The sequence below is a fragment of the Streptomyces sp. NPDC097640 genome (genome assembly GCF_040302705.1).
Lineage (GTDB): Bacteria > Actinomycetota > Actinomycetes > Streptomycetales > Streptomycetaceae > Streptomyces.
The window spans coordinates 1-22,695 of the sequence record NZ_JBEOSB010000015.1 but is presented as its reverse complement, the minus strand read 5'-3'; the positions used below and the strand labels follow the sequence as shown (position 1 = coordinate 22,695).

At 73.2% G+C, this 22,695-nt stretch carries 21 protein-coding genes; 3 read left to right on the top strand and 18 right to left on the bottom strand.

Annotated features, from left to right (window positions below):
• Window positions 1-133: 133 nt before the first annotated feature.
• The 14 genes from cobM to ABTY62_RS23720 all read right to left on the bottom strand — a co-directional run bounded on the left by cobM (window position 134) and on the right by ABTY62_RS23720 (window position 15,565).
• Window positions 134-877, bottom strand: a complete 744-nt coding sequence (gene cobM, locus ABTY62_RS23785; protein ID WP_352131447.1) for a precorrin-4 C(11)-methyltransferase — start codon at window positions 875-877, stop codon at window positions 134-136.
• Window positions 874-2,094, bottom strand: coding sequence for a precorrin-6y C5,15-methyltransferase (decarboxylating) subunit CbiE (gene cbiE / locus ABTY62_RS23780; RefSeq protein WP_352131446.1), 1,221 nt, complete (start codon window positions 2,092-2,094; stop codon window positions 874-876). Before cbiE ends, cobM begins: the two co-directional genes overlap by 4 nt.
• A 59-nt stretch (window positions 2,095-2,153) precedes the next feature.
• Window positions 2,154-2,939, bottom strand: a complete 786-nt coding sequence (locus tag ABTY62_RS23775; protein ID WP_352131445.1) for an acyltransferase — start codon at window positions 2,937-2,939, stop codon at window positions 2,154-2,156.
• 38 nt (window positions 2,940-2,977) lie between these two features.
• Window positions 2,978-3,706, bottom strand: coding sequence for a (2Fe-2S)-binding protein (locus tag ABTY62_RS23770; protein ID WP_352131444.1), 729 nt, complete (start codon window positions 3,704-3,706; stop codon window positions 2,978-2,980).
• Complete coding sequence (gene meaB / locus ABTY62_RS23765) at window positions 3,699-4,712, bottom strand: methylmalonyl Co-A mutase-associated GTPase MeaB (RefSeq protein ID WP_352131443.1); 1,014 nt, start codon at window positions 4,710-4,712, stop codon at window positions 3,699-3,701. The genes ABTY62_RS23770 and meaB overlap by 8 nt, the downstream gene beginning before the upstream one ends.
• Window positions 4,713-4,716: 4 nt before the next feature.
• The gene (gene scpA / locus ABTY62_RS23760) at window positions 4,717-6,936 is read right to left on the bottom strand and encodes a methylmalonyl-CoA mutase (protein WP_352131442.1); all 2,220 of its coding nucleotides are present in this window, start codon (window positions 6,934-6,936) and stop codon (window positions 4,717-4,719) included.
• Window positions 6,933-8,819 (bottom strand): methylmalonyl-CoA mutase small subunit, encoded by a 1,887-nt coding sequence (gene mutA / locus ABTY62_RS23755; RefSeq protein WP_352131441.1) that lies wholly within the window; start codon window positions 8,817-8,819, stop codon window positions 6,933-6,935. The genes scpA and mutA overlap by 4 nt, the downstream gene beginning before the upstream one ends.
• A gap of 271 nt (window positions 8,820-9,090) precedes the next feature.
• Entirely contained in the window at window positions 9,091-10,335 is a 1,245-nt protein-coding gene (locus ABTY62_RS23750) for a cytochrome P450 family protein (protein WP_352131440.1), read from the bottom strand.
• Between the two features lie 262 nt (window positions 10,336-10,597).
• Window positions 10,598-11,794: an MAB_1171c family putative transporter gene (locus tag ABTY62_RS23745; protein WP_352131439.1), complete on the bottom strand. Its 1,197-nt coding sequence runs from the start codon at window positions 11,792-11,794 to the stop codon at window positions 10,598-10,600.
• Complete coding sequence (locus tag ABTY62_RS23740) at window positions 11,787-12,374, bottom strand: hypothetical protein (protein ID WP_311729023.1); 588 nt, start codon at window positions 12,372-12,374, stop codon at window positions 11,787-11,789. Before ABTY62_RS23740 ends, ABTY62_RS23745 begins: the two co-directional genes overlap by 8 nt.
• 55 nt (window positions 12,375-12,429) lie before the next feature.
• Complete coding sequence (locus ABTY62_RS23735; protein WP_352131438.1) at window positions 12,430-12,948, bottom strand: helix-turn-helix domain-containing protein; 519 nt, start codon at window positions 12,946-12,948, stop codon at window positions 12,430-12,432.
• A 231-nt stretch (window positions 12,949-13,179) separates the two neighbouring features.
• Window positions 13,180-13,350: a hypothetical protein gene (locus ABTY62_RS23730; RefSeq protein WP_352131437.1), complete on the bottom strand. Its 171-nt coding sequence runs from the start codon at window positions 13,348-13,350 to the stop codon at window positions 13,180-13,182.
• A 319-nt stretch (window positions 13,351-13,669) separates the two neighbouring features.
• Window positions 13,670-14,941 (bottom strand): MFS transporter, encoded by a 1,272-nt coding sequence (locus tag ABTY62_RS23725; protein ID WP_352131436.1) that lies wholly within the window; start codon window positions 14,939-14,941, stop codon window positions 13,670-13,672.
• 138 nt (window positions 14,942-15,079) lie between these two features.
• The gene (locus tag ABTY62_RS23720) at window positions 15,080-15,565 is read right to left on the bottom strand and encodes a MarR family winged helix-turn-helix transcriptional regulator (protein ID WP_352131435.1); all 486 of its coding nucleotides are present in this window, start codon (window positions 15,563-15,565) and stop codon (window positions 15,080-15,082) included.
• Between the two features lie 135 nt (window positions 15,566-15,700).
• Here ABTY62_RS23720 and ABTY62_RS23715 point away from each other — a divergent pair, with 135 nt between their 5' ends.
• The 3 genes from ABTY62_RS23715 to ABTY62_RS23705 all read left to right on the top strand — a co-directional run bounded on the left by ABTY62_RS23715 (window position 15,701) and on the right by ABTY62_RS23705 (window position 19,118).
• Entirely contained in the window at window positions 15,701-17,191 is a 1,491-nt protein-coding gene (locus ABTY62_RS23715; RefSeq protein WP_352131434.1) for an outer membrane protein assembly factor BamB family protein, read from the top strand.
• Between the two features lie 149 nt (window positions 17,192-17,340).
• The gene (locus ABTY62_RS23710; RefSeq protein ID WP_352131433.1) at window positions 17,341-18,249 is read left to right on the top strand and encodes a CPBP family intramembrane glutamic endopeptidase; all 909 of its coding nucleotides are present in this window, start codon (window positions 17,341-17,343) and stop codon (window positions 18,247-18,249) included.
• Window positions 18,246-19,118: a lytic polysaccharide monooxygenase auxiliary activity family 9 protein gene (locus ABTY62_RS23705; protein WP_352131432.1), complete on the top strand. Its 873-nt coding sequence runs from the start codon at window positions 18,246-18,248 to the stop codon at window positions 19,116-19,118. Before ABTY62_RS23710 ends, ABTY62_RS23705 begins: the two co-directional genes overlap by 4 nt.
• On the opposite strand, the gene ABTY62_RS23700 is transcribed toward ABTY62_RS23705, so the two are convergent.
• From ABTY62_RS23700 to ABTY62_RS23685, 4 genes are read right to left on the bottom strand one after another with little or no spacing between them, the layout of a single operon-like run.
• A complete protein-coding gene (locus ABTY62_RS23700; RefSeq protein WP_352131431.1) occupies window positions 19,081-19,755 on the bottom strand; it encodes a nucleoside/nucleotide kinase family protein in 675 nt (224 codons plus the stop codon). The two genes, ABTY62_RS23705 and ABTY62_RS23700, sit on opposite strands and share 38 nt — an antisense overlap.
• 32 nt (window positions 19,756-19,787) lie before the next feature.
• Window positions 19,788-20,672, bottom strand: a complete 885-nt coding sequence (locus ABTY62_RS23695) for a sugar phosphate isomerase/epimerase family protein (protein ID WP_352131430.1) — start codon at window positions 20,670-20,672, stop codon at window positions 19,788-19,790.
• A 39-nt stretch (window positions 20,673-20,711) separates the two neighbouring features.
• On the bottom strand, window positions 20,712-21,497 hold the full coding sequence (locus ABTY62_RS23690) for an ATP-binding cassette domain-containing protein (protein WP_352131429.1): 786 nt from the start codon (window positions 21,495-21,497) through the stop codon (window positions 20,712-20,714).
• The gene (locus ABTY62_RS23685; protein ID WP_311729012.1) at window positions 21,494-22,468 is read right to left on the bottom strand and encodes an ABC transporter permease; all 975 of its coding nucleotides are present in this window, start codon (window positions 22,466-22,468) and stop codon (window positions 21,494-21,496) included. The genes ABTY62_RS23690 and ABTY62_RS23685 overlap by 4 nt, the downstream gene beginning before the upstream one ends.
• Window positions 22,469-22,695 lie beyond the last annotated feature (227 nt).

Here is a 22,695-nt window from a genome sequence, read left to right as displayed (position 1 = left end):
TCGCCGCATGGCAGCGGCACTGCCCCGCAGGGGGACACTGCCCCGCACGGGGGGGCACCGCCGCACGGGGGAACCGCCGCACGCGGGGGCGCGGCACCGCAGCGGCACCGCACCATAGCCGTCGCGGCGCGGCCTAAGGCCGCTCGCGGTGGGCCGAGTAGAGGTGGCTGTCGCGGAACTGCTCCGCGCCCAGCGTGCGGCCCACCATGATGACCGCGGTGCGCACCACGCCCGCCTCCTTCACCCGGTCCGCGATGTCACCCAGCGTGCCGCGCAGCACCAGTTCGTCGGGGCGGCTGGCCCGGGCGACCACCGCCGCCGGACAGTCGGGGCCGTAGTGCGGCAGGAGTTCGGCCACCACCCGGTCCACGTAGCGGGCGGCCAGGTGCAGCACGATCAGCGCCCGGCTGCGGCCGAGGGTGGCGAGGTCCTCGCCGTCCGGCATCGGGGTGGCCTGCTGGGCGACGCGGGTGAGGACGACGGTCTGGCCGACGGTCGGCACGGTCAGCTCGCGCCCGAGCGCGGCCGCGGCGGCGGCGAAGGCGGGGACGCCGGGGATCACCTCGTACGGCACCCCGTGCGCGTCCAGCCGCCGCATCTGCTCGGCGACGGCGCTGAACACCGACGGGTCGCCCGAGTGCAGCCGGGCCACGTCCTCGCCCGCCCGGTGGGCCGCGACCAGTTCGTCGGTGATCTGGTCGAGGTTGAGCCGGGCGGTGTCGACGAGGCGGGCGTCCGGCGGGCAGTCGGCGAGGAGTTCGCGGGGGACCAGGCTGCCCGCGTACAGGCACACCCGGCAGCGGGCCAGGGTGCGGGCGCCGCGCACGGTGATCAGGTCGGCGGCGCCGGGGCCCGCGCCGATGAAGTACACGGTCATGGGGAAGTCTCTCCTTCGGCGGGTTTGGCCGCGGCCCACTGGGTGACGGGCATCGCCTGCCGCCAGCCGGTGAAGCCGCCGACCGGGGCGGCGTGTGCGACGGCGATCCGGACCAGTTCCCCGCCGTGCCGCCGGTACCACTGGGCGAGCAGGGCCTCCGACTCCAGCGTCACGGTGTTGGCGACGAGCCGCCCGCCGGCCGGCAGCGCCGCCCAGCAGGCCTCCAGCAGGCCGGGCGCGGTCAGGCCGCCGCCGATGAACACCGCGTCGGGGGTGGGTAGATCGGCCAGGGCGCCGGGCGCGGCACCGGTGACGACGCGCAGCCCCGGCACGCCGAGGGCGGCGGCGTTGCGGCCGATGCGCGTCGCCCGTACGGGGTCGCGCTCGATGGACACCGCGGCGCAGGCGCGGTGGGTGCGCAGCCACTCCACGGCGATCGAGCCGGAGCCGCCGCCGACGTCCCACAGCAGTTCGCCGGGGGCGGGGGCCAGGGCGGCGAGCGTGGCGGCGCGCACGTGGCGCTTGGTCAGCTGGCCGTCGTGCTCGTACGCCTGGTCCGGCAGCCCGGGGACGGCGGACAGGCGCAACGCATCCGCGGCCGGGGCGCAGTCGAGGGCGATGACGTTGAGGGCGTCGCCGGGGGTGTGGTGCCAGTGGTCGGCGGTGCCGTCGAGGTGGCGCTCGCGCTCGCCGCCCAGTTGCTCCAGGACCTGCATCCGGCTCGGGCCGAAGCCGCGGTCGCGCAGCAGCGCGGCGACCTCGGCGGGGGTGGCGGCGCCCGCGCTGAGGACGAGCAGCCGCCGCCGGGGGTAGAGGGCACGGGCCAGGGAGGCGAGGGGCCGTCCGACGAGGCTGATCACCTCGGTGTCCTCGACCGGCCAGCCGAGCCGCGCGCAGGCGAGCGAGATGGACGACGGGTGGGGCAGCACCCGCAGCCGGTCGGCGCCCAACTCCTCGGCCAGGGTGCGGCCGATCCCGAAGAACATGGGGTCGCCGCTGGCCAGCACGGACACCCGCCGCCCGGCGTGGGCCGCGAACAGCCCGGGTACGGCGGGGCGCAGCGGCGAGGGCCAGGGCACCCGTTCGGCGGGGCACTCCGGTGGCAGCAGATCGAGTTGGCGGTGTCCGCCGATCACCACTTCGGCCGCGCGCAGCGCCTCCCGCCCCGCGGGGCCGAGCCCGTCCCAGCCGTCGGCGCCGATGCCGATCACGGTCACGGGGGAAGGGGGCGGGCTCACAGGTGTTACCTCGTCGGTCGGGGACAGTCCCCGAAACTCTACTGACCTGCTACGACGTCCGTGTCCCCGGCTCCGTCCCGCTGTTCGCCCGCTCGCTCCCGCTCGGCGAGGGCGAGCAGTTGCTCGACCGTGGTGTCCTCGCTGATCGGCACCGGCGCGGGGGTGCGCAGCGGCGGCTGCCAGCCGGATTCCGGGGCCCAGCGGCGTATGATCCGGGCGGGCGCCCCGGCCACCACGGCGTGATCGGGCACCTCGCCCCGTACGATCGCGCCCGCCGCGACCACCACGTTGCGGCCGAGCCGCGCCCCGGGCAGGATCACCGCGCCCGCGCCCAGCCAGCTGCCGGAGCCGATGTGGACGGGGGCCGAGCGCGGCCACTGCCGGCCGATGGGCTGGTCGGGGTCGTCGTAGGAGTGGTTGTCGCTGGTGACATAGACGTACGGGCCGCAGAAGACGTCGTCGCCGAACTCCACGGTCCGGGAGGCGATCACATGGCTGCCGCGGCCCAGGACCACGCCGTTGCCGAGCCGCAGGACGGGGTCGGGGCCCAGGTCGAGGCCGGGCATCATGCCCGCGGTGAGCGTCACGTGCTGGCCTATGACGCAGTGGTCGCCGAGCTGGATCCACGGCTCCCCGAAGATGGTGCCCTGGGGGAACGCGAGACGGGTGCCGACGCCGAAGCGGGCGAAGCGGTACGGGCCGGGGCGGTCGGCCGTCACCGCGCCGGCCCGCTGTACGGCGCGCCATCCGCGGTGGACCAGGCGGGAGGTGAGGCGCCCGGGCCGGCCCCGCCAGGATGAGAACACGTTCTCGTTCTTCGGCATTCGCACACCGTATCCGCCCCGCCGCGGGCCCGTCTGCCTCACCCCGGCGCTCGGCGCAGCACGCAGTCGCCGCACAGCCCGCCGCCGGGCACCCGGTAGTAGAGGCAGCAGGTGCGGCGCCGGAAGGCGGGCGGGGGTGAGGTCAGGGTGCCGGTGTCGCGCAGCGGCGGGTGGGCGAGCTGGGCGCGGGCCAGCTCGGTGGCCCGCTCCGCCGCCTCCGGGAGGCCGTGCGCGTGGCACCAGTCGTGCAGGACGCGCAGCGAACCGGCCAGCGCCGAGGCGGTGTTGCCCCACAGCAGCCGCCCCGAGACCCGGTACGCCCGGGTGACGGCGGCGTGCAACGGCAGCAGATTGGTGTACGCCGCGTCACCCACCTGACCGGCGAGCCCCCCGGGTTCGCCCATGACCGACGGCACGCCGGGCCACCACAGGTCGTCGGGGGCAGCGCGCCCGGGGTGCCACCACAGCCGGTCGCAGCGGAGGCGCGACACCGTACCGGTCAGGGCCGCCTGGCCGAGGGCGAGCGACCACACCCGGGCGGCGAGCCCCTGGAAAGCGAGCGATGCCGCGACCCTCTGCTCATCGGTGCGCAGGCTCGCGGCCACCGCCTCGACGCGGGCGCGCAGCAGCGGCGCGGCGGCGCCCTCCGGCGTCAGCCGGTACGCCTCGCCGATCAGCGCGTAACCCTCATCTCGAGGATTGCCGGGGCCGGTGCGCAGGGCGAAGAACGGCCCCACCTCGGACCCCGGCAGCGGCCGGTCAGCCATCGGCGTCGGCAGGCGTCCCGAAAGCCTCCAGCAACCGGTCGGCGGCCAGCGTCGCCGTCAGCGTGCCGTCGCGCACCTGCTGTTCGAGTACGGGGCCGAGCCGCCGCACCCCGGGGTGTTCGCGCAGCCGGGTCAGCAGCTGGTCGCGGACCATGGACCAGGTCCAGTCGACCTGCTGGTCGCGCCGCTTGGCGTCCAGCGCGCCGGTCGCCTCCAGCACCCGGCGGTGCTGCTCAAGACGCTCCCACACCCCGTCGAGGCCGGTGCCTTCCCGCGCACTGCACGTCAGCACCGGGGGGGTCCAGGGCGCGTCCGGGGGCTGGAGCAGCCGCAGCGCGCCCCTGAGTTCGCGGGCGGCGGCCTTGGCGTCGCGCTCGTGGGGGCCGTCGGCCTTGTTGATGGCGACGACGTCCGCGAGCTCCAGGACGCCCTTCTTGATGCCCTGGAGCTGGTCGCCGGTGCGGGCGAGGGAGAGCAGCAGAAAGGAGTCGACCATGCCCGCCACGGCCGTCTCCGACTGTCCCACGCCCACCGTCTCGACCAGCAGCACGTCATAGCCCGCGGCCTCCATGACCACCATGGACTCGCGGGTGGCGCGGGCCACCCCGCCCAGCGTCCCCGCGCTCGGCGAGGGGCGGACGAAGGCGGCCGGGTCGACCGCCAGCCGCTCCATCCGGGTCTTGTCGCCCAGGATGGAGCCGCCGGTGCGGGTGGAGGAGGGGTCGACGGCCAGCACCGCGACCTTGTGGCCGAGCCCGGTGAGCAGCGAGCCCAGGGCGTCGATGAAGGTGGACTTGCCGACCCCCGGCACACCGCTGATGCCCACCCGGCGCGCCCCGCCCGCGTGCGGCAGCAGTTCGATCAGCAGCCGCTGGGCGAGGTCGCGGTGGTCGGGGCGGGTGGACTCGACGAGCGTGATCGCGCGGGCGATGTAAGCGCGCGAGCCGTCGAGCACACCCTTGGCGTAGGTGTCGATGTCGATAGTGGGTCGCTTTTTCGGCGGCATGGGCCTACAGCTCGTGGCCGAGGTCCGCGGCCAGCGTCCGCACCAGCTCGTACGCGGCGTCGGGGATCACCGTGCCGGGCAGGAAGACGGCGGCGGCGCCCGCCTCGTGCAGGGTCTGCACGTCCTGCGGCGGGATGACCCCGCCCACCACGATGGTGATGTCCTCCCGCCCCGCCTCGGCCAGTTGCTCGCGCAGCGCGGGCACCAGCGTGAGGTGGCCGGCCGCGAGCGAGGAGACGCCGACGATGTGCACATCGGCCTCCACCGCCTGCCGCGCGACCTCCTCGGGCGTCTGGAAGAGCGGGCCGACGTCGACGTCGAAGCCCAGGTCGGCGAAGGCGGTGGCGATCACCTTCTGGCCGCGGTCGTGCCCGTCCTGGCCCATCTTGGCGACCAGGATGCGCGGGCGGCGGCCCTCAGCACGCTCGAACTCCTCGACCAGCGCCCGGGTGCGGTCCACGCCGGAGGACGGTCCGGCCTCGTCTCGATACACACCGGAGATCGTACGGATCTGGCCGGAGTGGCGCCCGTACACCTTCTCCAGCGCGTCCGAGATCTCGCCGACGGTGGCCTTGGCGCGGGCCGCGTTCACGGCGAGGGCGAGCAGGTTGCCCTCCAGGCCGGCGCCCGGCCCGGACTCGGCGGCCGCGGTGAGCGCGCGCAGCGCGTCCTGGCAGACGGCGTCGTCGCGCTCGGCGCGCAGCCGGCGCAGCTTCTCGATCTGCTGGGCGCGCACCGCGGAGTTGTCGACCTTGAGCACGTCGATCTGCTCGTCGCTGTCGACGCGGTACTTGTTGACGCCGATCACCGGCTGCCGCCCCGAGTCGATCCGCGCCTGGGTGCGGGCCGCGGCCTCCTCGACCCGCATCTTGGGGATGCCTGCGTCGATGGCCTTGGCCATGCCGCCCGCGGCCTCGACCTCCTCGATGTGCTGCCAGGCGCGCCGGGCCAGGTCGTGGGTGAGCCGCTCCACATACGCGCTGCCGCCCCACGGGTCGATCACCCGGCAGGTGCCGGACTCCTGCTGGAGCAGGATCTGGGTGTTGCGGGCGATGCGCGCGGAGAAGTCGGTGGGCAGCGCGAGGGCCTCGTCGAGGGCGTTGGTGTGCAGCGACTGGGTGTGTCCCTGGGTGGCGGCCATGGCCTCCACACACGTGCGGGCCACATTGTTGAAGACGTCCTGGGCGGTCAGCGACCAGCCGGAGGTCTGCGAATGGGTCCGCAGCGACAGCGACTTGGGGTTCTTGGGGTCGAACCGGCCGACCAGCTTGGCCCACAGCAGCCGGGCCGCCCGCAGCTTGGCGATCTCCATGAAGAAGTTCATGCCGATCGCCCAGAAGAACGAGAGGCGGGGCGCGAAGGCGTCCACGTCCATGCCCGCGTCGAGCCCGGCGCGCAGATACTCCACGCCGTCGGCCAGGGTGTAGGCCAGTTCCAGGTCGGCCGTGGCACCCGCTTCCTGGATGTGGTAGCCGGAGATGGAGATGGAGTTGTAGCGCGGCATCCGCTGCGAGGTGAAGGAGAAGATGTCGGAGATGATCCGCATCGACGGCTGCGGCGGATAGATGTAGGTGTTGCGGACCATGAACTCCTTGAGGATGTCGTTCTGGATGGTCCCGGCCAGCTTGTCGGGCGTCACGCCCTGTTCCTCGGCGGCGACGATGTAGAGCGCGAGGACGGGCAGCACCGCGCCGTTCATCGTCATCGACACGCTCATCCGGTCCAGCGGGATGCCGTCGAAGAGCTGCCGCATGTCGTAGATGGAGTCGATGGCCACGCCCGCCATGCCGACGTCGCCGGTGACTCTGGGGTGGTCGCTGTCGTAGCCGCGGTGGGTGGGCAGGTCGAAGGCGACGGAGAGGCCCTTCTGGCCCGCGGCGAGGTTGCGGCGGTAGAAGGCGTTGGACTCCTCGGCGGTGGAGAAGCCCGCGTACTGCCGGATGGTCCAGGGCTGGTTGACGTACATCGTCGGGTACGGGCCGCGCAGATACGGGGCGATGCCCGGGTAGGTGCCCAGGAAGTCGAGCCCGGCCAGGTCCTCGGCGCCGTACAGCGGCTTGACCCCGATGCCCTCGGGGGTGTCCCACACCAGGTCCAGGGCGTCCTTGCCGATGGCGCCCTGGAGCGCTTCGGCCCATGCCCCGGCGCTGACCGCGCCGGACGACGCCCCGCCGGGTGTCCCCAGGTCGATCGTGGAGAAGTCAGGGATCTTGCTCACGGTCACGCCACCCCCAGGGTTTCGAGGGTCGAGGCGAGCACCCCGACCGCGTCACAGCCGGCGAAGACGAACTCGTCCACCCCGGCCCGCTCCAGCTCCTCGCGCCGCTCGCCGGGCCTCCCCGCCAGATGGACGCGCAGCGCTCCGGCCGCCTTCAACCGCTCGGCCACGGCCACCGCCTCCTGCTCGTACACCTTGTCGCTGGAACACAGGCAGGCCACCCGGGCGCCGCTGGCGGCGAACGCCTCGGCGACCGACTCCGCGTCGACCGTGGCGGGTTCGTGCACCGCCTCGATCCCGCCCGCCTGGAAGAGGTTGGCGGCGAACGCGGCGCGCGCGGTGTGCGCGGCCGCGGGGCCGAGCGCGGCCAGGAACACCCGGGGCCGGGTGCCCTCCGCCGCCAGGTGGGCGTCGGAGCGGGCGCGCAGCGCCTCGTACGCCTCGTCGCGGCGCACCCGCGGCAGGCCGCCGCCGGGCGGTACGGGCGCGGGTTCGCGCTCCACCGGCCGCTCCGCCAGGTTCGGGAACTCGCTGACGCCGGTGATCGGCTCCTTGCGCCGGGCGAGGTCCTCGGTGCGGCGCTCCCAGGTGGCGGCCAGGCTCCGCTCCACCAGCCCGGAGGACAGGGCCCGCGCCAGCCCCCCGGCGCGCTCGATCTCCTGGAAGAAGGCCCAGGCCGCGTTGGCCACGTCGTCGGTGAGGCTCTCGACGTACCAGGAGCCTCCGGCCGGGTCGATGACCCGCGCCAGGTGCGACTCCTCCAGCAGGATGGTGGAGGTGTTGCGGGCGATACGGCGGGCGAAGTCGTCCGGCAGGCCGATCGCGCTGTCGAAGGGCAGCACGGTGACGGCGTCTGCCCCGCCCACCCCGGCGGCCAGCGCCGCGACGGTGGTGCGGAGCATGTTCACCCAGGGGTCGCGGCGGGTCATCATCACCGGGGAGGTCACCGCGTGCTGGCGCTGGGCGGCTGCCTCGGAGGGCGCGCCGCACACCTGCGCCACGCGCGCCCACAGCCGCCTGGCGGCGCGCAGTTTGGAAATGGTGAGGAACTGGTCGGCGGTGGCCGCGTAGCGGAATTCCAGCTGGGCGCAGGCCGCTTCGGCCGACAGCGGCCCGGCGTCGGTCAGCGCGCGCAGATACTCCACGCCCGCGGCGAGCGAGCAGCCGAGCTCCTGCGCCGCCGAGCCGCCCGCCTCGTGGTACGGCAGGGCGTCCACGGTGAAGGCCCGCACGCCCGGGTGGTCGCGGTCGCAGACCGCCGCCAGCTCGGTGGCGGCGGCCAGGTGTCCCGCGAGATCGGTGTGGTCGCCGGTGCGTGCCGCCAGGCCCAGCGGGTCGGCGCCGAGGTTGCCGAGGGCGGCGCTCGGCGGCACCTGGCGGTCGGCGAAGAGCCGCAGCAGCGCGCGGGCGGCGGGCTCGAAGTCGGCGCCCGCGTCGAGGACGACGGGGGCGAGGTCGAGATAGACCCCCTTGAGGGCCTCCGGGAGCCCTTCCACGGGCAGTCCGGCCGCGCCCACCGCCAGCCACAGCGAGCCGGCCCCGTTCTCCAGGTCCGCGAGCACCGCACGGTTGGTGTGCCCGGGGTCGGAGTGGGCGTGGCGCTGGCGTACGTCCCAGCCGGAGACCGTGGAGCCCTGCGCCCGCCCGCCGCGCACGAAGGGCGCGAACCCGGGATAACCGGCGTCGGGAGGCGCGTCCTCGGCGGTGTAGAGCGGGTGGACCGAGATTCCGTCCTCGAGGGCGGTGGCGAGCGCCGCGGCGGCCTGCGCCCCCACGGCGTCGACCGTGCCGGATTTGCGCAGCACCCCCTCCACGAGGTGGTGCCACTGGTCTCGGGTCGCCTCCGGGAAGTCGGCGGCGAGCGGGAGGTCGTCAGGCAGGACCGTCATGGGAGGAGGCTAGTCCGCGCACCTAAAGCGACAGCAGAGTCTCCTTCTGTGACCTTGCTCTCTAGCCGATTCTCTAGCCCATCCGGACCTGTGATCGCCGCCCGGCGGCCCGCTCGGCGGTCCTCTCGGCGGTCCTCTGGACGGTCGTCCCGGCGGCCCTGGGACGACGAAGGCCCGCCCGGTGCGACGGGGGATGCACACCGGGCGGGCTCGAGACCTTTTTACCGCATCGAAGCGCAGTTATGCATCAAAAGCGTGTTCGTTTTCCCCGCTACCACGCGACAGGAAGCGAGATCAAGCCATGTGCACGGATCGTCGGCCGCCGGCGCAGCTCCGCGCGCGGAATGTCGAGACGCAGCCCCGGCAGGCGGCTCAGCAGGGCGTCCAGCGCGGTTTCGGTCTCCAGACGGGCCAGCGGCGCGCCGAGGCAATAGTGGATTCCATGACCGAAGGCAAGATGCCCCATTCGGCCATTATTCGGATCAAGTCGGTCCGGTTCCTTGAAGTGGCCCGGGTCGCGGTTGGCCGAGGCCAGGGAGAGCAGCACGGTCTCCCCCGCCGGGACCGTCACCCCGCCGATGTCCAGGTCCTCGAGCGGAAAGCGACGGATCGCCAGCGGCGCCGGGCCGTCGTGGCGCGCGAACTCCTCGACCGCCGCCGCGAGGCCGGCGGGCCGCTCGCGCAGCTCCCGCAGCAGCTCGGGGTGGTCGAGCAGCGCGAGGACCGAGTTTCCGATGAGGTGGATCACGTTCTCGTACCCGGCGAGCAGGAGCAGAAAGGCCAGCGAGGTCAGTTCGTCCTCGGTGAGCCGGTCCCCGCCGGGGCCGGTGCCATCGCCGCCTCCCGCGTCGTCCCGCACCGCGATCAGGTCGGAGAGCAGGTCGTCGCCGGGCCGCTCCCGCTTGCTCGCGATCAGGCCGGTGAAGAAGCGCAGCATGCTGCCGACCGCCTCCTTCGCCAGGTGCGGCCGCGCCGGGTCGGGGGCGATCAGGGCGTCGCTCCAGGCCCGGAAGTCCCGCCGGTCCCGCTGGGGGACGCCGAGCAGGTCGCAGATCACGGTGATGGGCAGCGGCCCGGCGTACGCGGCGATCAGGTCGGCCCGGCCGGCCGGCTCGACGGCGTCCAGCAGTTCGTCCGCGGCGCGCCGGACCGGCTCCCGCATCCGCTCGACGCGGGCGGGGGTGAAGGCCTTGGACACCAGCCGGCGCACGCGTGTGTGGTCCGGCGGGTCCATGTTGAGCAGATTGGCGTCCAGGGCGGGCGGCAGGGCGAAGCCGCGGAAGTTGCCGGGCAGCGCGTTGCTCTTGTCCAGGGACAGCCGGGGGTCGGCGAGCGCCCGCCGTACGTCGTCATAGCGCGTCACCAGCCAGGCGGGCCGCCCGTCCGGGCCCGAGATCCGGTGCACGGGGCCCGCCTCGCGCAGCGCGGCGTACGCGGCGTGCGGATCCTCCAGCAGCGCACGGGTGTCGAGCGGCTCGGACGGGCCGGGAACGGCGGTGTTCGCGGTGTTCTGCATGGCCCCGACTCTAGGCCCGGCCCGGGGCCTTGACGCCTGCGGCGGGCTCGTCCCCTACTCGCCCCTTCCCGCAACCAGGGGCTTTGCCCCTGGACCCCGGAGGTCTGGGACGGAGCCCCCTGGACCCCGGTCTCCAAGCACCGGCCGTGCATGTGACGCATGTTGGCCGAGAGGCGGCGCCGGGGCCGAATGTCCCCGGCGCCGCCCTGTGCCACGGGCGGCCCCGACCCCCGTCCAGGGCCGCCTCGCTCTCGGTCCCCCTTCACTGCCGCTGGGCGGCGGACCTCTCGCCCAGCTCTTCGAGCACCTCGTCGACGAGCGGCCGGTGGTACACGTCGGCGACGCGCGCCAGGTGTTCGTGCTCCTGGCCCGGCCCGGCCCCCGTCTCCACCACCACGCTGTCCGCGCCGGGCACCGGCACCCGCCCGGCCGCTTGGTTCAGCAAACCGCGTCGGAGCGCCGCCGCTTCCATGAATGCAACAAGTTGCCAATCCCCGAGTCCCGCGGCACGACCCTTGACACGTGCGATCTCCAGCGCCTCCGGCTCCACATGGCGGCGGACGCCGCGCTGTACGTCCCGGATCTCCGCCATCTGCCGGTTGGCCCGCCACTCCAGGTCCGCGAAGGGCCACCAGCCGGTCCAGCGGGGGGAACCCAGGTACGTCGCCATGGCCACCTCGGGCGCCTGGGCGGTGACCTCCCGCCACAGCGGGTCCAGCCGGCGCAGCCTGCGCCAGGCAGAGGCGCGCGGCCCGAGCGCCGGGATGGCGAACCCGGCGAGGACCAGCAGGGCCGCGACCGAAGCGGTCAGCGGTGCCACGCCGTTGGACAGCCAGGGCAGACCCCGGCCCGCCCAGGAGAAGAGCAGGCCGATCACCTTGCAGGCGCAGTACGCCAGGCCCAGCCAGCACCCGGTGGCCAGCACCCGCAGCCCCCGGGCCAGCCAGGAGCCGCGCAGGGTGGACGCGTAGCGCCGGCACAGCACCCCGAGCCCGGCCAGGCCCGCGCCGAAAATGGCCAAATACAGCGCCAGGAAGATGACAACGCCGGGGGCGTCCGCGTAGGCGGTGGAGAAGTCGCGGGGGTGCTCGACGGCATCGGGGCGGCCGAGCGCGAAGCCGACGACGGCGACCGACCACGCCGCGCCCACGGCGGCCACCACCGTGCGAGGCCGCACCGCCGAACCGGTCCAGCGCAGCATCAGCACCAGGGCGCCGGTGGCGAAGACCATCACCGAGGAGTAGAGGAGGACCATGGCCAGGTTGGCGACGCCCACCAGGCGGTCGAACCAGCGGTAGACGCTCGGCGCGGAGAGCAGGAACACATTCGCCACCCCGGCCGTCATGACGCAGGTCAGACCGAGGTCGGCGTTCTGCCGGTCGCGGAACCAGGCGCGGGCCTTGTACGCGACGATCGCCCACGCGGCGGCGCCGAAGGACAGGTACACGACGTCAAACATCCGCGCCCCCGCCCTGGACGCCGTGGGAGCCACCGGCCCGCGCGCCGCGCACATGCCGCAGCGCGGGCCCGAGCGCGGCGGCGAGTTCGGCCGCCCGCCCCTCGAGCGGCAGCCCGTCGTCGGGCGAGGCCGGCACCACGCGCTCCATGAGGAGGGTGCCCAGCACCTCGGTCTCGCGCTCGGTCAGGTCGTCGTAGCAGTGGTGGCGGGCGAAGTCCGCGGTCATCCCCAACCGGCGCATGGCGGTGGTCACATCGACCGACGGCGCCCACATGCGCAGCGCGTCCTCCGTCACGGCCGGGTCCTGGTCGTGGCCGAGCAGCAGATGTCCGACCTCGTGCAGCACGATATGGGTCTGGTGCCAGGGGGACGTACGGAGCTCGTAGAAGATCCAGAACCCGTCGTCGGTGCTGGCCGTCATGCCCGAGACCACGCCGCCCAGGCTCATCGGCACCAGGTGGACGGGGCGGCCGACGCGGCCCGCCACGAGGTCGCACAGACCCCGCAGATCGGTCGCGGCGGGCAGCCCGAGCTCCTTGATGAGCTGCTTGCACCGCCGCCGTATCCGTCCGACACGCATGCCTGCACCGTCCTCGCATCCGGTCCGCCGCCAGGATTGGAACAACCGCTCCTGGTCACCGTCGACCACTGGGTGCCCCGTTGTCCGGATCCCCCGGGTCGCCCGGGCCGCCCGCCCCGGCCGGGTCCGGTGGGAGGTTCATCTGCTGTCGGAACTGGGAGATGATGGCGGTCAGGCTGTCCTGGACCTCGGGTGGCAGGCCCACCGAGCGCAGTGCGATGCCGCGCACCCGCTTGTCGCGCATCGCGACGAGAAACCGCACCTCTTCCTCGACCCGCTCGGCCTGCGACGGGGACAGGTCCCCCAGCAGATAGCCGACGGGCACGCCGAAGAACTTCGCCAGGGCCCGCAGCACGTCCGGGCTGGGGTTGGTGCGCTTGCCGTTGCGCAGCATGGACAGATACTGCTCGGTCAGGCGGACCCCGCCGTACTCGTCGCCGCCGCTGATGGCCTCGGCCACATGCGCGTTGGTGTAGGGCGCGCCCGGCGGGTGCATGGCGGTGAACAGATAGTTGAGCCGCCGCGCCAGCGGGCTGTCGTCGGCGTCCGGCGACCGCTCGGTCCCCACTGCCATCCGCACCCCCTCCTGCTGGTCACCGCGCACTCACTCACGGTCGGTTAAGGCGGACTCGGCCGCGCGATGCATCCTGCCATGGGGATCGGGCGGCACACCAGCCCACCCCCGGCCGACGATGGCCGGGTGGACTTAACCGTCAGTTGAGGCGCGCGGGCAGCGAGAGGAGGGGGAAAGCGGGAGCGCCGTGTTCTGCCGCGCGGGGCGCGTGAGTTCGAGGGGGTCGCCGGGTCAGTCCACGCTCTGGAGGATGTGCGGCTCGGCCAGGTCGTCCTCGTACCCGGCGAGCCGGATCGGGGCCGATCTCGCCCAGACTTCCAGGTTGCCCACCTCCGACCGATCCGCGAGCATGTCGCGGTCCCGTGTCGGCGAATTGTCGCTCTGTGTCTTCTCGGGGGTCACCGCACACTCCCTAGTGTCGGCTGAACCGGATGTGTCGCCAGATTAACGAGATCCAGAACAGCGTGCGCGTTGATTCCCAAGGAGTGGACACCCCGTCCCGGGACCGGGTACGGCGGCCACCGGCCCGCGTCGCGCTGAATCGGGCCACGACGGGGCCGGTCAGGGGCCCGGGCGGGGGCCGGGACGGGAGCCCTCCGAACGGGTCACGGAGGGGCGCACAGCGTGCGGTGCGCCGGCGCCCGCCATGGGCCCGCGAGCCCCGCGGGCCGGGTCCGGACCCACGGGGCTCGCGTCGTCTCGGCGCACTCTTCCGCCCGTCTCAGCTTGCGGACCCGATGTCCTCGGCGAGCGCATCCCGCTCCAGCCGCTCGGCCCGGTTCTCGGCGGGGGTGTGCAGGGCCGCCTCGGCCGCCTGGGCCCGCTCGGCGTCGGCCAGCAGGGAGTGGCCGGTCGACAGGATGGCCAGCCCGACCAGGACCGCGGCCGCCCCGACGTAGAACGGCACATGCGTGTCGTAGTGCTCGGCCAGCCGGCCGGCGGCGTAGGGCGCCAGGCCGCCGCCGATGAACCGGACGAAGCCATAGGCGGCGGAGGCCACCGGGCGCTCGACCGGGGAGACGGTCATGACGGCCTGGGTGGTGATGGTGTTGTTCACTCCGATGAAGGCGCCGGCCGCGATCACGGCGGCGATCAGCGTGGTCCGGGAGTCCGTGAACACCCCGATGACCAGGATGTCCAGGGCGAAGAGCGCCAGATTGAGGTACAGGGTGCGGGCTATGCCGAAGCGGGCCTGGAGCCGGGGCGCCGCGAACACGGAGAAGACCGCCACCAGCACGCCCCAGCCGGTGAACACATAGCCGAGCTCATGGGTGCCGAGCTCCATCGGGAACGGGGCGTAGCCGAGGACGGTGAAGAAGCCCCAGTTGTAGCAGAGCGCCATCAGGCCCATGGTCAGCAGCCCGCGGTGGCGGAGCGCCCTGAGCGGATCGAGGATCGAGGCGCGGCGGGCGGGGGTCGGGGTCGGCTGTACGAGGGCCAGGGTGGCGATCAGCGCGATCGCCATCAGCACCGCGACGCCGAAGAAGGGCCCGCGCCAGCTGATGCCGCCCAGCTCGCCGCCCAGCAGCGGGCCGACGGCGATGCCGACGCCGAGCGCGGTCTCGTAGAGGATGATCGCCCCGGCGAAGCCGCCGCTCGCCGATCCTACGATCACGGCGAGCGAGGTCGCGATAAACAGAGCGTTACCAAGACCCCAGCCGGCGCGGAAGCCGACGATGCCGCCGATGCTGCCGGAGGCGCCCGCGAGGGCGCTGAACACCACGATGACCGCCAGGCCCGCCACCAGGGTCCGCTTGGCGCCGATCCGGCTGGAGACGAAGCCGGTGACCAGCATGGCGACGGCGGTGACCACCAGGTAGCTGGTGAACAGCAGCGACACCTGGCTGGGCGTGGCGTGCAGCTGGCTGGACAGGGCGGGCAGGATGGGGTCGACGAGCCCGATGCCCATGAAGGAGATCACGCAGGCGAAGGCCACGGCCCATACGGCCTTCGGCTGCCGGAACGGACTCGGGGCGCTGGCATGAGCGGACAAGGTGTACTCCAGTCAGGAATGCGTTCTCTGAATGCGCTCTCGGGTGATGGAGTCGGGCGCGGCGAGAAGGGGTGACGGCGCGTCACGAGGCGGGCGTCATCAGCGGCGTGACGGCGCCCGGGCCCGGGTGACGGAGCGTCACCCGGCGGGCGGCGCGGACCGGCCGCCCGGGTCGGCGGCAGCCGCCACGAGGCGCCGCAGGGCGGGCGCGGCCGAGCCGACCGCGGCGGCGAGCGTCGCCTGGTCCTCGGGCGGGAGCGCGGCCAGCAGGTCGGACAGGCGCGCGACCCGGCCCCGGCGGCGCTCGGCGAGCAGTCGCCGCCCGGCGTCGGTGATGGACACGAGCACGGCCCGGCCGTCGTCCGGGTCGGCGACCCGGGCCATCAGCCCCTGCTTGGTCAGACGCTGCACCAGCTGGGTCATGGCGGGCTGGCTCACCCCTTCGTCGGCGGCCAGGGCGGTCAGCCGGGCGGGGCCCTCGCGGGCCAGCCGGCCGAGGGCGGAGGCTGCGGTCATGCTGATGTCCCGGCGGCCCAGTTGGCGCACCGCGAGCACGGCCAGCTGTTCCAGGAGGTCGGCGATCTCCGCGCGCCGCTCGCGGTCGACCGGGCTTACACGTTCCATAGCTGCATCACCCATGCATTCATTTGTATCACGCACCTATATAAATGGACGAGCCCTGGGACGCCTCTGGTCCGGAGCGCTGGGTTAATGTCTCCTGCGCGCCGTACGCGCGCTGATCACATCCGTGGGGGGACCGTGTCGATTTCGCGTGCCGTCAAGCCCGTCGCCCTGGTGCTGGCGGGGGTCCTGGTGTCCTGGGCCGTGGTGTTCCACTGGCTGGGGTGGTCCGCGCTGTCCAGCGAGTCGAACGGAGCCTGCGGGGGCAGGCACGGCCCGTGCCCCGAAGGGCTCCCGCCGGTGCTCATCCTCGCGTTCGTCTTCACCTTCGCCGGTGTCGTCGCGATGTCCTTCGCCGTCGGGGCGAACAGCGGGGCGCTGACCAGACCCTGGATGGTGTCGCTGGTCGTGGCGGGCCTGGCCGGCGGCGTGTGGACGGGCGTGCTCGGGTACGAGTGGCTGCGCGGGCCGCACCTGGACGTGGCCTGGGAGGCGCCCCGGGACCGCCCCTCCTCCGCGCGGGCCGTCGGAGAGTGGATGCCGGGGCCGTCCACCCTCATCAGGGCGCGCAACGACGGGCTGTTCGCCTACGACACCTCGGACGGCACCCGGCGGTGGACCGTCCCGGCGCCCGAGCGGAGATCGGTGTGCGCGATGAGCCGCACCACGCCCTCCTCCATCGGTCTTGTGGGCCTCGGACGGTACGAGAAGCCCTGCGACACCGTGGTCGCCGTCGATCTGTCCTCCGGCCGTGAGCTGTGGACGAAGAAGATCAACGCCGATGACTCCGTCACCCGGCCCACCGACGCCCGGCTGGTCGGCGCCGGCGACACCGCGGTGGTCCTGGAGGAGAAGGCGGTCGTCGGGCTCGGGCTGCGCGACGGCGCGCCCCGGTGGCGCAGCCCGCTGGACCGGAACTGCCAGGCCCTGGCCGTCGACGCGACGCCCGAGCGCGCCCTGGTCATGGAGCAGTGCACCGGCACCGACGGGGACAACACGAAGATGCGGCTGTCCGCCCTCGACCCCCGGTCCGGCGAGCGGCAGTGGCGCAGCACGCTGCCGACGGAGAGCCGCTGGGAGAAGGTGTTCATGCTGTCGGCCGATCCGATCGTCGTGTACGTGAAGGAGGACGACGATCGCGGAACCGACGCCGTGATCAGCTTCGACGACAAGGGACGACGGGAGGCCGTGATCCCCCGGCTCGGACAGGAGGACGACCTGAACTTCGAGGTCACGCAGTACGGCTACAGCGAACCCTTCGACGCCCGGCCGGTCTTCCGGGCGGTGGTGACCAACGGGCTGTTCATCAGCGCTGTCGGCCCGGCGGACAAGGACGATCCCCAGCACGTCGCCGCGTTTTCGCTCAAGGACGGCAGAGGCGTCTGGAAGACATCGCTCGGCGGGACCGTCGCCGCCCTGACGCAGGACCGCTCCGGAGAGCTCGATCTCCTGGTCGGTGGCGACCTGTGGCGTCTCGACCCGGCCACCGGCGAGAAGCACGGCGGCACCCCGCTGCGCGGCGCACCGCTCAGCAGCGTCCTCGCCCTGCACCGGATGCAGGGCGGCCGGTATGTGATCGTCAACTCGGACGGGGCGAAGGACACGCCACCGGTGTTCGCGATCAAGTAGCCGAGGACGTCCGGCGCCTCCCTCGCGCGAGCCAACACCACCTCCCGCCACCGGGGGAAGCGGATTTCGCTCCGCGCAGCGATGTGGGCCCCTACCCGCGGATGACACGTTGATCCGCGGATCCGGTCCGGTCGCGAGGGAAGGCGCATATGTCGAAGACGAAGAGGCACAGAGGGGTCGTGGCGTTTCTCGCCATCACCTTCGGCGGCACCTGGGTGTGGCTGTGGGTGGCCCACAGTGTCCTGGGGCTGTCGGCGCTGAACCTGCTGCTGCAACTGCCGGTGTCCTGTCTGCCGGGGATCGCGGCGGTCGTGGTGCGGAGCCTCGTCACCCGGGAGGGGTTCGCCGACGCGGGGCTCCGGCCGCGGCCGCGCGCCGCGTGGCCGTACTATCTGGCCGCCTGGCTCGGCCCGCTCGCGCTGGCCGCGGCGACCATGGCGCTCGCGGCCGTCCTGGGGCTGTGGCGGCCGGACCTGTCCCCGCTCGACGAACTCGCGCCGGGGCTGCCCGGGTGGCTGGCGTTGCTCGTCCTGATGCTGGTCGTTCCGCTGCTCACCCCGGTGTACTGGGGCGAGGAGTTCGGGTGGACCAGCTATCTCAGGCCGCGGCTGTTCGGTGGCCGGCTCGTGCCGTCCGTCGCGGCCACGGGCGTCATCTGGGCGGTGTGGCACTATCCGCTCGCCTTTATCGGCTACACCGACTTCGAGAACCTGCCGCTCGGCCTGGTGATCTGGACGGTGTCCTTTCTCTGCCAGGAAACCGTCCTGGCGTGGCTGTATCTGCGCAGCCGCACCGTCTGGGTGGCGAGCCTGGCCCACGCGGGGAACAACATGGTCCTGTTCCTGCTCACCGGCCAGTTGCTGGGCAGTGGTGCCGACGGCCTCGGCGATCTCGCGACCATGCTCCTCACCACGGTTCCGGTGGCGGGGCTCGCCGGGTGGCTCGCCTGGCGTTCCCGCCGTCGGGCACGGGCGTTGAACGCGCCGCCCGTGCGCCCCGTACTCCACGGGGCGGGCGATGAAGCCCGCGGCTCGGGCCAGGAGGGCTGCATCGGATGACCGCACACCGCACCGCCACCGTGGCCGCCCTTGTCGGGGCGGCCCCGCTCCTGCTCACGGCGCTGGCCGCCGGGCCCGCCCTGGCGCATGGCGCGCCGACGGACCCGGTCAGCCGGGCGGTGGCCTGTTCGCCCGAGGGGGGCGAGAACGCCCGCTCGGCCGCGTGCAAGGCGGCCGTGGCCGCGGGCGGGGTCGCGGCCGAGTGGGACAATCTGCGCGTGGCCGGGGTGGCGGGCAAGGACCGGCAGCGGATCCCCGACGGCAAGCTGTGCAGCGGGGGGATCGACGCATACCAGGGGCTGGACCTGCCCCGCGCCGACTGGCCTTCCACACGGCTGACCGCCGGGGCGGACCTCACCCTCACCTACCGCTCGACCATCCCCCACGCCGGGAGCTTCGAGCTGTATCTCACCAAGGAGGGCTACGACCCCACGCGCCCGCTGAAGTGGTCCGATCTGGAGGCGAAGCCGTTCGCGACGGCCACCGACCCGGCCCTGGTCGACGAGGCCTACCACATCGAGGCCAAGCTGCCGGCCGGCCGGACCGGCCGTCAGCTCCTGTACACGATCTGGCGGAACACCACCACACCGGACACCTACTACTCGTGCTCCGATGTGGTGTTCGGCGGAGCCGAGGACACGACAGGCAAGAAGGCCCCGGCCGCACCCACCGCCAAGCCCACCGACCCACCCACCCGCGAAAGCACCACCCGGAACACCGCCCCGAACACCGGCCAGGACACCGACCGCGCCGCCGACGCCAACGAGAACACCTCGCTGACGCTGTACGCGGGCGGCGCGGCGGTGCTCGCCGTGGGCGTCGGCGCGGCCGTCACCCTGCGACGGCGACGCCCCCGGCGTCCCCGGTGACGACGAGGTCGGCCCGGTCCCGGGTGCGGGCCACCAGGTCGGCGTTGCGCTGGTCGGTGCCCAGGCTCCAGGCCACTGCCGCGTCGTGGTCCTTGCCGAACCGCTCATGGCGGGCGACGAGCCGGCGCACCCGCTCCTCCTCGTCCAGCTCGCAGTACCAGACCTCGTCGAGCTGCGGCCGCACCCGGGCCCAGTCCCCCTCGTCGTGCAGGAGGTAGTTGCCCTCGGTGATGATCAGCCGGGCGGTGCGCGGTACGGGGATGCTGCCCGCGATCGGCTGCTCCAGCTCCCGTTCGAAGCCCGGCGCGTACACCACCGCGTCCTCGTCCTCGTGCAGCCGGCGCAGCAGGGCCGCGTAGCCCGCCGCGTCGAAGGTGTCCGGGGCGCCCTTGCGGTCGCGGCGCCCCAGTCGGTCGAGTTCGAGGTCGGCGAGGTGGAAGCCGTCCATCGGCACATGCGCGAGCCAGTCCCCGGAGCCGTCTCCCCCGTCCGCGGCCGGGCCTCGGCGCAGCGCGGCCAGGAGGTGCTCCGCGAGGGTGGACTTGCCGGCCCCGGGGCTTCCGGTGATTCCGAGAATCGCCCGCCGCCCGGGCCGCACCAGCGCGCGGGCGCGGGCCGCGAGTTCCTCGATCGCCATGGGTGTCGGCGGTGTTGGCGGTGTTGTCGGCGTCATCGGCCGCGGCCGCTCACGGCGAGCTGGTTGGTGATGAAGGTGTGGGCGTGGCGGGCCAGGTCCTCGCCGTCGGACCACAGGTCGCGCCAGACGGCGAGGTCGTTGGACAGGCCCCGGGCGACGACGGCGGAGGAGAAGGACTCGAAGGTGATCGGGCCCTGGTAGCCGATGTCGGCGAGGGCGTGGAAGAAGGCGGTGAAGTCCAGGTGGCCGGAGCCCAGGTAGCCGCGGTGGTTCTCGCCGATGTGGACGTAGCCTAGCCGGTCGCCGACCTCGTGCACGGGTCGGACGAGGTCGTCCTCTTCGATGTTCATGTGGTAAGTGTCCAGGTGGATCAGGACGTTGTCCGCACCGATGTCATCGGCCAGCGCGAGCGCGTCGCGGGCGGTGTTGATGACATTGGTCTCGTAGCGGTTGCAGATCTCCAGGCCCAGCGTCATGCCGAGCCCCGCCGCCTCCTGGGCGAGCCGCTTCAGCACGGCGACGACGTTGCGCCGGCCGGCGGGGGTGAGCGGACCGGCGTACTTGCCGAGCGCGCTGTAGAGCGCGCCGGTGAAGTGTGTTCCGCCGAGGCCGTGGGTCACGGCGAGGGAGCTGTGCAGGAGTTTCTCGCCGCGCTCGACCACGGCGAGGTCCTCGCTGGAGACATCGGCGTCGAAGGCGAGGCCGCGGGAGCAGGCGACCCGCAGTCCGGCGTCCTCCAGTTGGCGTCGCGCCGCGGGGACATCGATCGAGTCCGAGTCGTGCAGCGACAGTTCGAGGAGGTCGTAGCCGGTGGCCTTGGTCTTGTCGATGGCGTACGCGAGCGACGCGGGAGAGGTGTCGCCTGCCCAGACGAGGGCGTGCACGCCGATCGGGCTGGCCTGGGTCACGGTGGTCATGAACGGTGTTCCTTTGTGTGGCGGGTCGGTGGGGGGGTGCTAGCCGGCCTGGGCCCCGGTGATGAGGGCGACGATCTCCTCGCCCGTGGTCTCCTCGGTCCGGCGGCCCGCGACGCAGCGGCCGGACCGCATCACCCAGACCTGGTCGCTGAGCCGCATGACCTGTGCGAAGTTGTGGCTGATCAGCAGCACGGCGTGGCCGTCGTCGCGCAGCTTGTGGATGAGCTCCTCGACGCGCGCGGTCTCCTGGACACCGAGGGCGGCCGTGGGCTCGTCCATGATGACCAGCTGCGAGCTGAATCCGGCCGCCCGGCAGATGGACACGGCCTGGCGCTGGCCGCCGGACAGCCGCCGCACCCGCGAGGTGACCGCGGGGACGTTGACCGCCAGGGTGGAGACCATCTCCTGGGCGCGGGTCTGCATGGCCTTGCGGTCGAGGAAGGACACCGGCCCGAAGCGCCGGACGATCTCGCGGTTGAGGAAGAGGTTCTGCCAGACGGTGAGGTCCTCGACCAGCGCGAGGTTCTGGTGGACGGTCTCGATGCCGGCGTCGCGGGCGTCCTCGGGCGAACCGAAGTCGACCTGCGATCCGTCGAAGAGGATGCGGCCGCTGTCCGGCCGGTGGATCCCGGACACGCACCGCACGAGGGTGGACTTCCCCGCGCCGTTGTCGCCGACCAGCGCGGTGATCTCGCCGCGGCGCAGGGTCACCGAGACATCGACGAGGGCGCGCACGTTGCCGAAGGACAGCGAGACGTCCTCACAGCGCAGCAACTCGTCCGACGCGGTGGCCGCGGGCTGGGGCTCGGACTTCACGGTCGTCATCGCTGAAACCTCATCAGGAAGGCCGCGAGCACCACGACGATGCCGACGGACAGCGGCTGGTAGAACTGGGAGACGCCGAGCAGGGTCAGGCCGTTGACCAGCGCGGTCAGCAGCAGGGCGCCGATGACCGGGCCGAGGACGGTCGCCCGGCCGCCGAACAGGCTGACCCCTCCGAGGACCACGGCGGCGACCGAGTTCAGGAGGAACGAGGTGTTGGCGGCGGGCTCGGCAGCCCCGACCCGCGCCACCAGCAGGATGGAGGCGAGGCCGGCGAGGAGCCCGGCGACGGCGTACACGGCGATCTTGATCCGCGCGGTGCTGATGCCCATCGCGGTGGCCGACTCGGGGGATCCGCCGGTGGCGAGCAGATGGGTGCCGAACCGGGTGTGGAAGAGCACCACATGGGCCACGATCGCGACGGCGGCGGCGATGAGGAACATCCAGCCCAGGATCCCGATCCCGTTGGTGGACAGCCGCAGCAGCGCCGGTTCGATGACGGTCACGGGCTTGCCGTTGGAGACGATGAGGGCGAGCCCGGAGGCCGCCGACAGCATTCCGAGGGTGACGATGAAGTCGGTGATCTTGCCGCGGGCCACCACGAAGCCGTTGACCATCCCGGCGAGGGTCGAGGCGGCCACGGCGACCGCGCAGGACGCGGCGAGTCCCCAGCCGGCCGAGTACGCCTGCCCGAAGCCGACCGCGCCCAGGGTCATGGTGGAGGCGATGGACAGGTCGATGCCGGCGGTGGCGATGACGAAGGTCTGCCCGACGCCCAGGATGATCAGGATCGCGGCGGCCTCCAGCATGGACTGGATGTTGCCGGTGCTCAGAAAGGTCGGGTTGGCGGCCTGGAAGACCACCACGAGAACGATGAGCCCGACCAGGGCCGCCCAGTCGGCCCAGAAACCGATGTCACGCAGGCGCGTGGGCCAAGTGTCACGGTCGGGTGCCGCGAGCGTTGCGTTTGCCATGTGTGTCCTCCTGGCGGTGGGGGGGGGGGGGGGGCGCCCCCCCCCCCCCCGGGGGGGGGCGGGGGGGGGGGGGGCGGCGGGGGGGGGGGGGGGGTTGGGGGGGGGGGGGGGGGGGGTGGGGGGGGGGGGGGGGGGTCGAGCGACGGGTCCCCCACGAGCATGGAGCGCTGGAGCCGCTGGATCTCGGGGCCCGGCTCCAGGCCCAGTTCGTCGATCAGCTGGCGGCG

Excerpts from the sequence above, each read along its gene's own strand:
- cobM (WP_352131447.1), bottom strand. The coding sequence starts at position 877 with ATGACCGTGTACTTCATCGGCGCGGGCCCCGGCGCCGCCGACCTGATC.
- ABTY62_RS23775 (WP_352131445.1), bottom strand. The coding sequence starts at position 2,939 with ATGCCGAAGAACGAGAACGTGTTCTCATCCTGGCGGGGCCGGCCCGGG.
- ABTY62_RS23770 (WP_352131444.1), bottom strand. The coding sequence starts at position 3,706 with ATGGCTGACCGGCCGCTGCCGGGGTCCGAGGTGGGGCCGTTCTTCGCC.
- meaB (WP_352131443.1), bottom strand. The coding sequence starts at position 4,712 with ATGCCGCCGAAAAAGCGACCCACTATCGACATCGACACCTACGCCAAG.
- mutA (WP_352131441.1), bottom strand. The coding sequence starts at position 8,819 with ATGACGGTCCTGCCTGACGACCTCCCGCTCGCCGCCGACTTCCCGGAG.
- ABTY62_RS23750 (WP_352131440.1), bottom strand. The coding sequence starts at position 10,335 with ATGCAGAACACCGCGAACACCGCCGTTCCCGGCCCGTCCGAGCCGCTC.
- ABTY62_RS23745 (WP_352131439.1), bottom strand. The coding sequence starts at position 11,794 with ATGTTTGACGTCGTGTACCTGTCCTTCGGCGCCGCCGCGTGGGCGATC.
- ABTY62_RS23740 (WP_311729023.1), bottom strand. The coding sequence starts at position 12,374 with ATGCGTGTCGGACGGATACGGCGGCGGTGCAAGCAGCTCATCAAGGAG.
- ABTY62_RS23735 (WP_352131438.1), bottom strand. The coding sequence starts at position 12,948 with ATGGCAGTGGGGACCGAGCGGTCGCCGGACGCCGACGACAGCCCGCTG.
- ABTY62_RS23720 (WP_352131435.1), bottom strand. The coding sequence starts at position 15,565 with ATGGAACGTGTAAGCCCGGTCGACCGCGAGCGGCGCGCGGAGATCGCC.
- ABTY62_RS23710 (WP_352131433.1), top strand. The coding sequence starts at position 17,341 with ATGTCGAAGACGAAGAGGCACAGAGGGGTCGTGGCGTTTCTCGCCATC.
- ABTY62_RS23705 (WP_352131432.1), top strand. The coding sequence starts at position 18,246 with ATGACCGCACACCGCACCGCCACCGTGGCCGCCCTTGTCGGGGCGGCC.
- ABTY62_RS23700 (WP_352131431.1), bottom strand. The coding sequence starts at position 19,755 with ATGGCGATCGAGGAACTCGCGGCCCGCGCCCGCGCGCTGGTGCGGCCC.
- ABTY62_RS23695 (WP_352131430.1), bottom strand. The coding sequence starts at position 20,672 with ATGACCACCGTGACCCAGGCCAGCCCGATCGGCGTGCACGCCCTCGTC.
- ABTY62_RS23690 (WP_352131429.1), bottom strand. The coding sequence starts at position 21,497 with ATGACGACCGTGAAGTCCGAGCCCCAGCCCGCGGCCACCGCGTCGGAC.
- ABTY62_RS23685 (WP_311729012.1), bottom strand. The coding sequence starts at position 22,468 with ATGGCAAACGCAACGCTCGCGGCACCCGACCGTGACACTTGGCCCACG.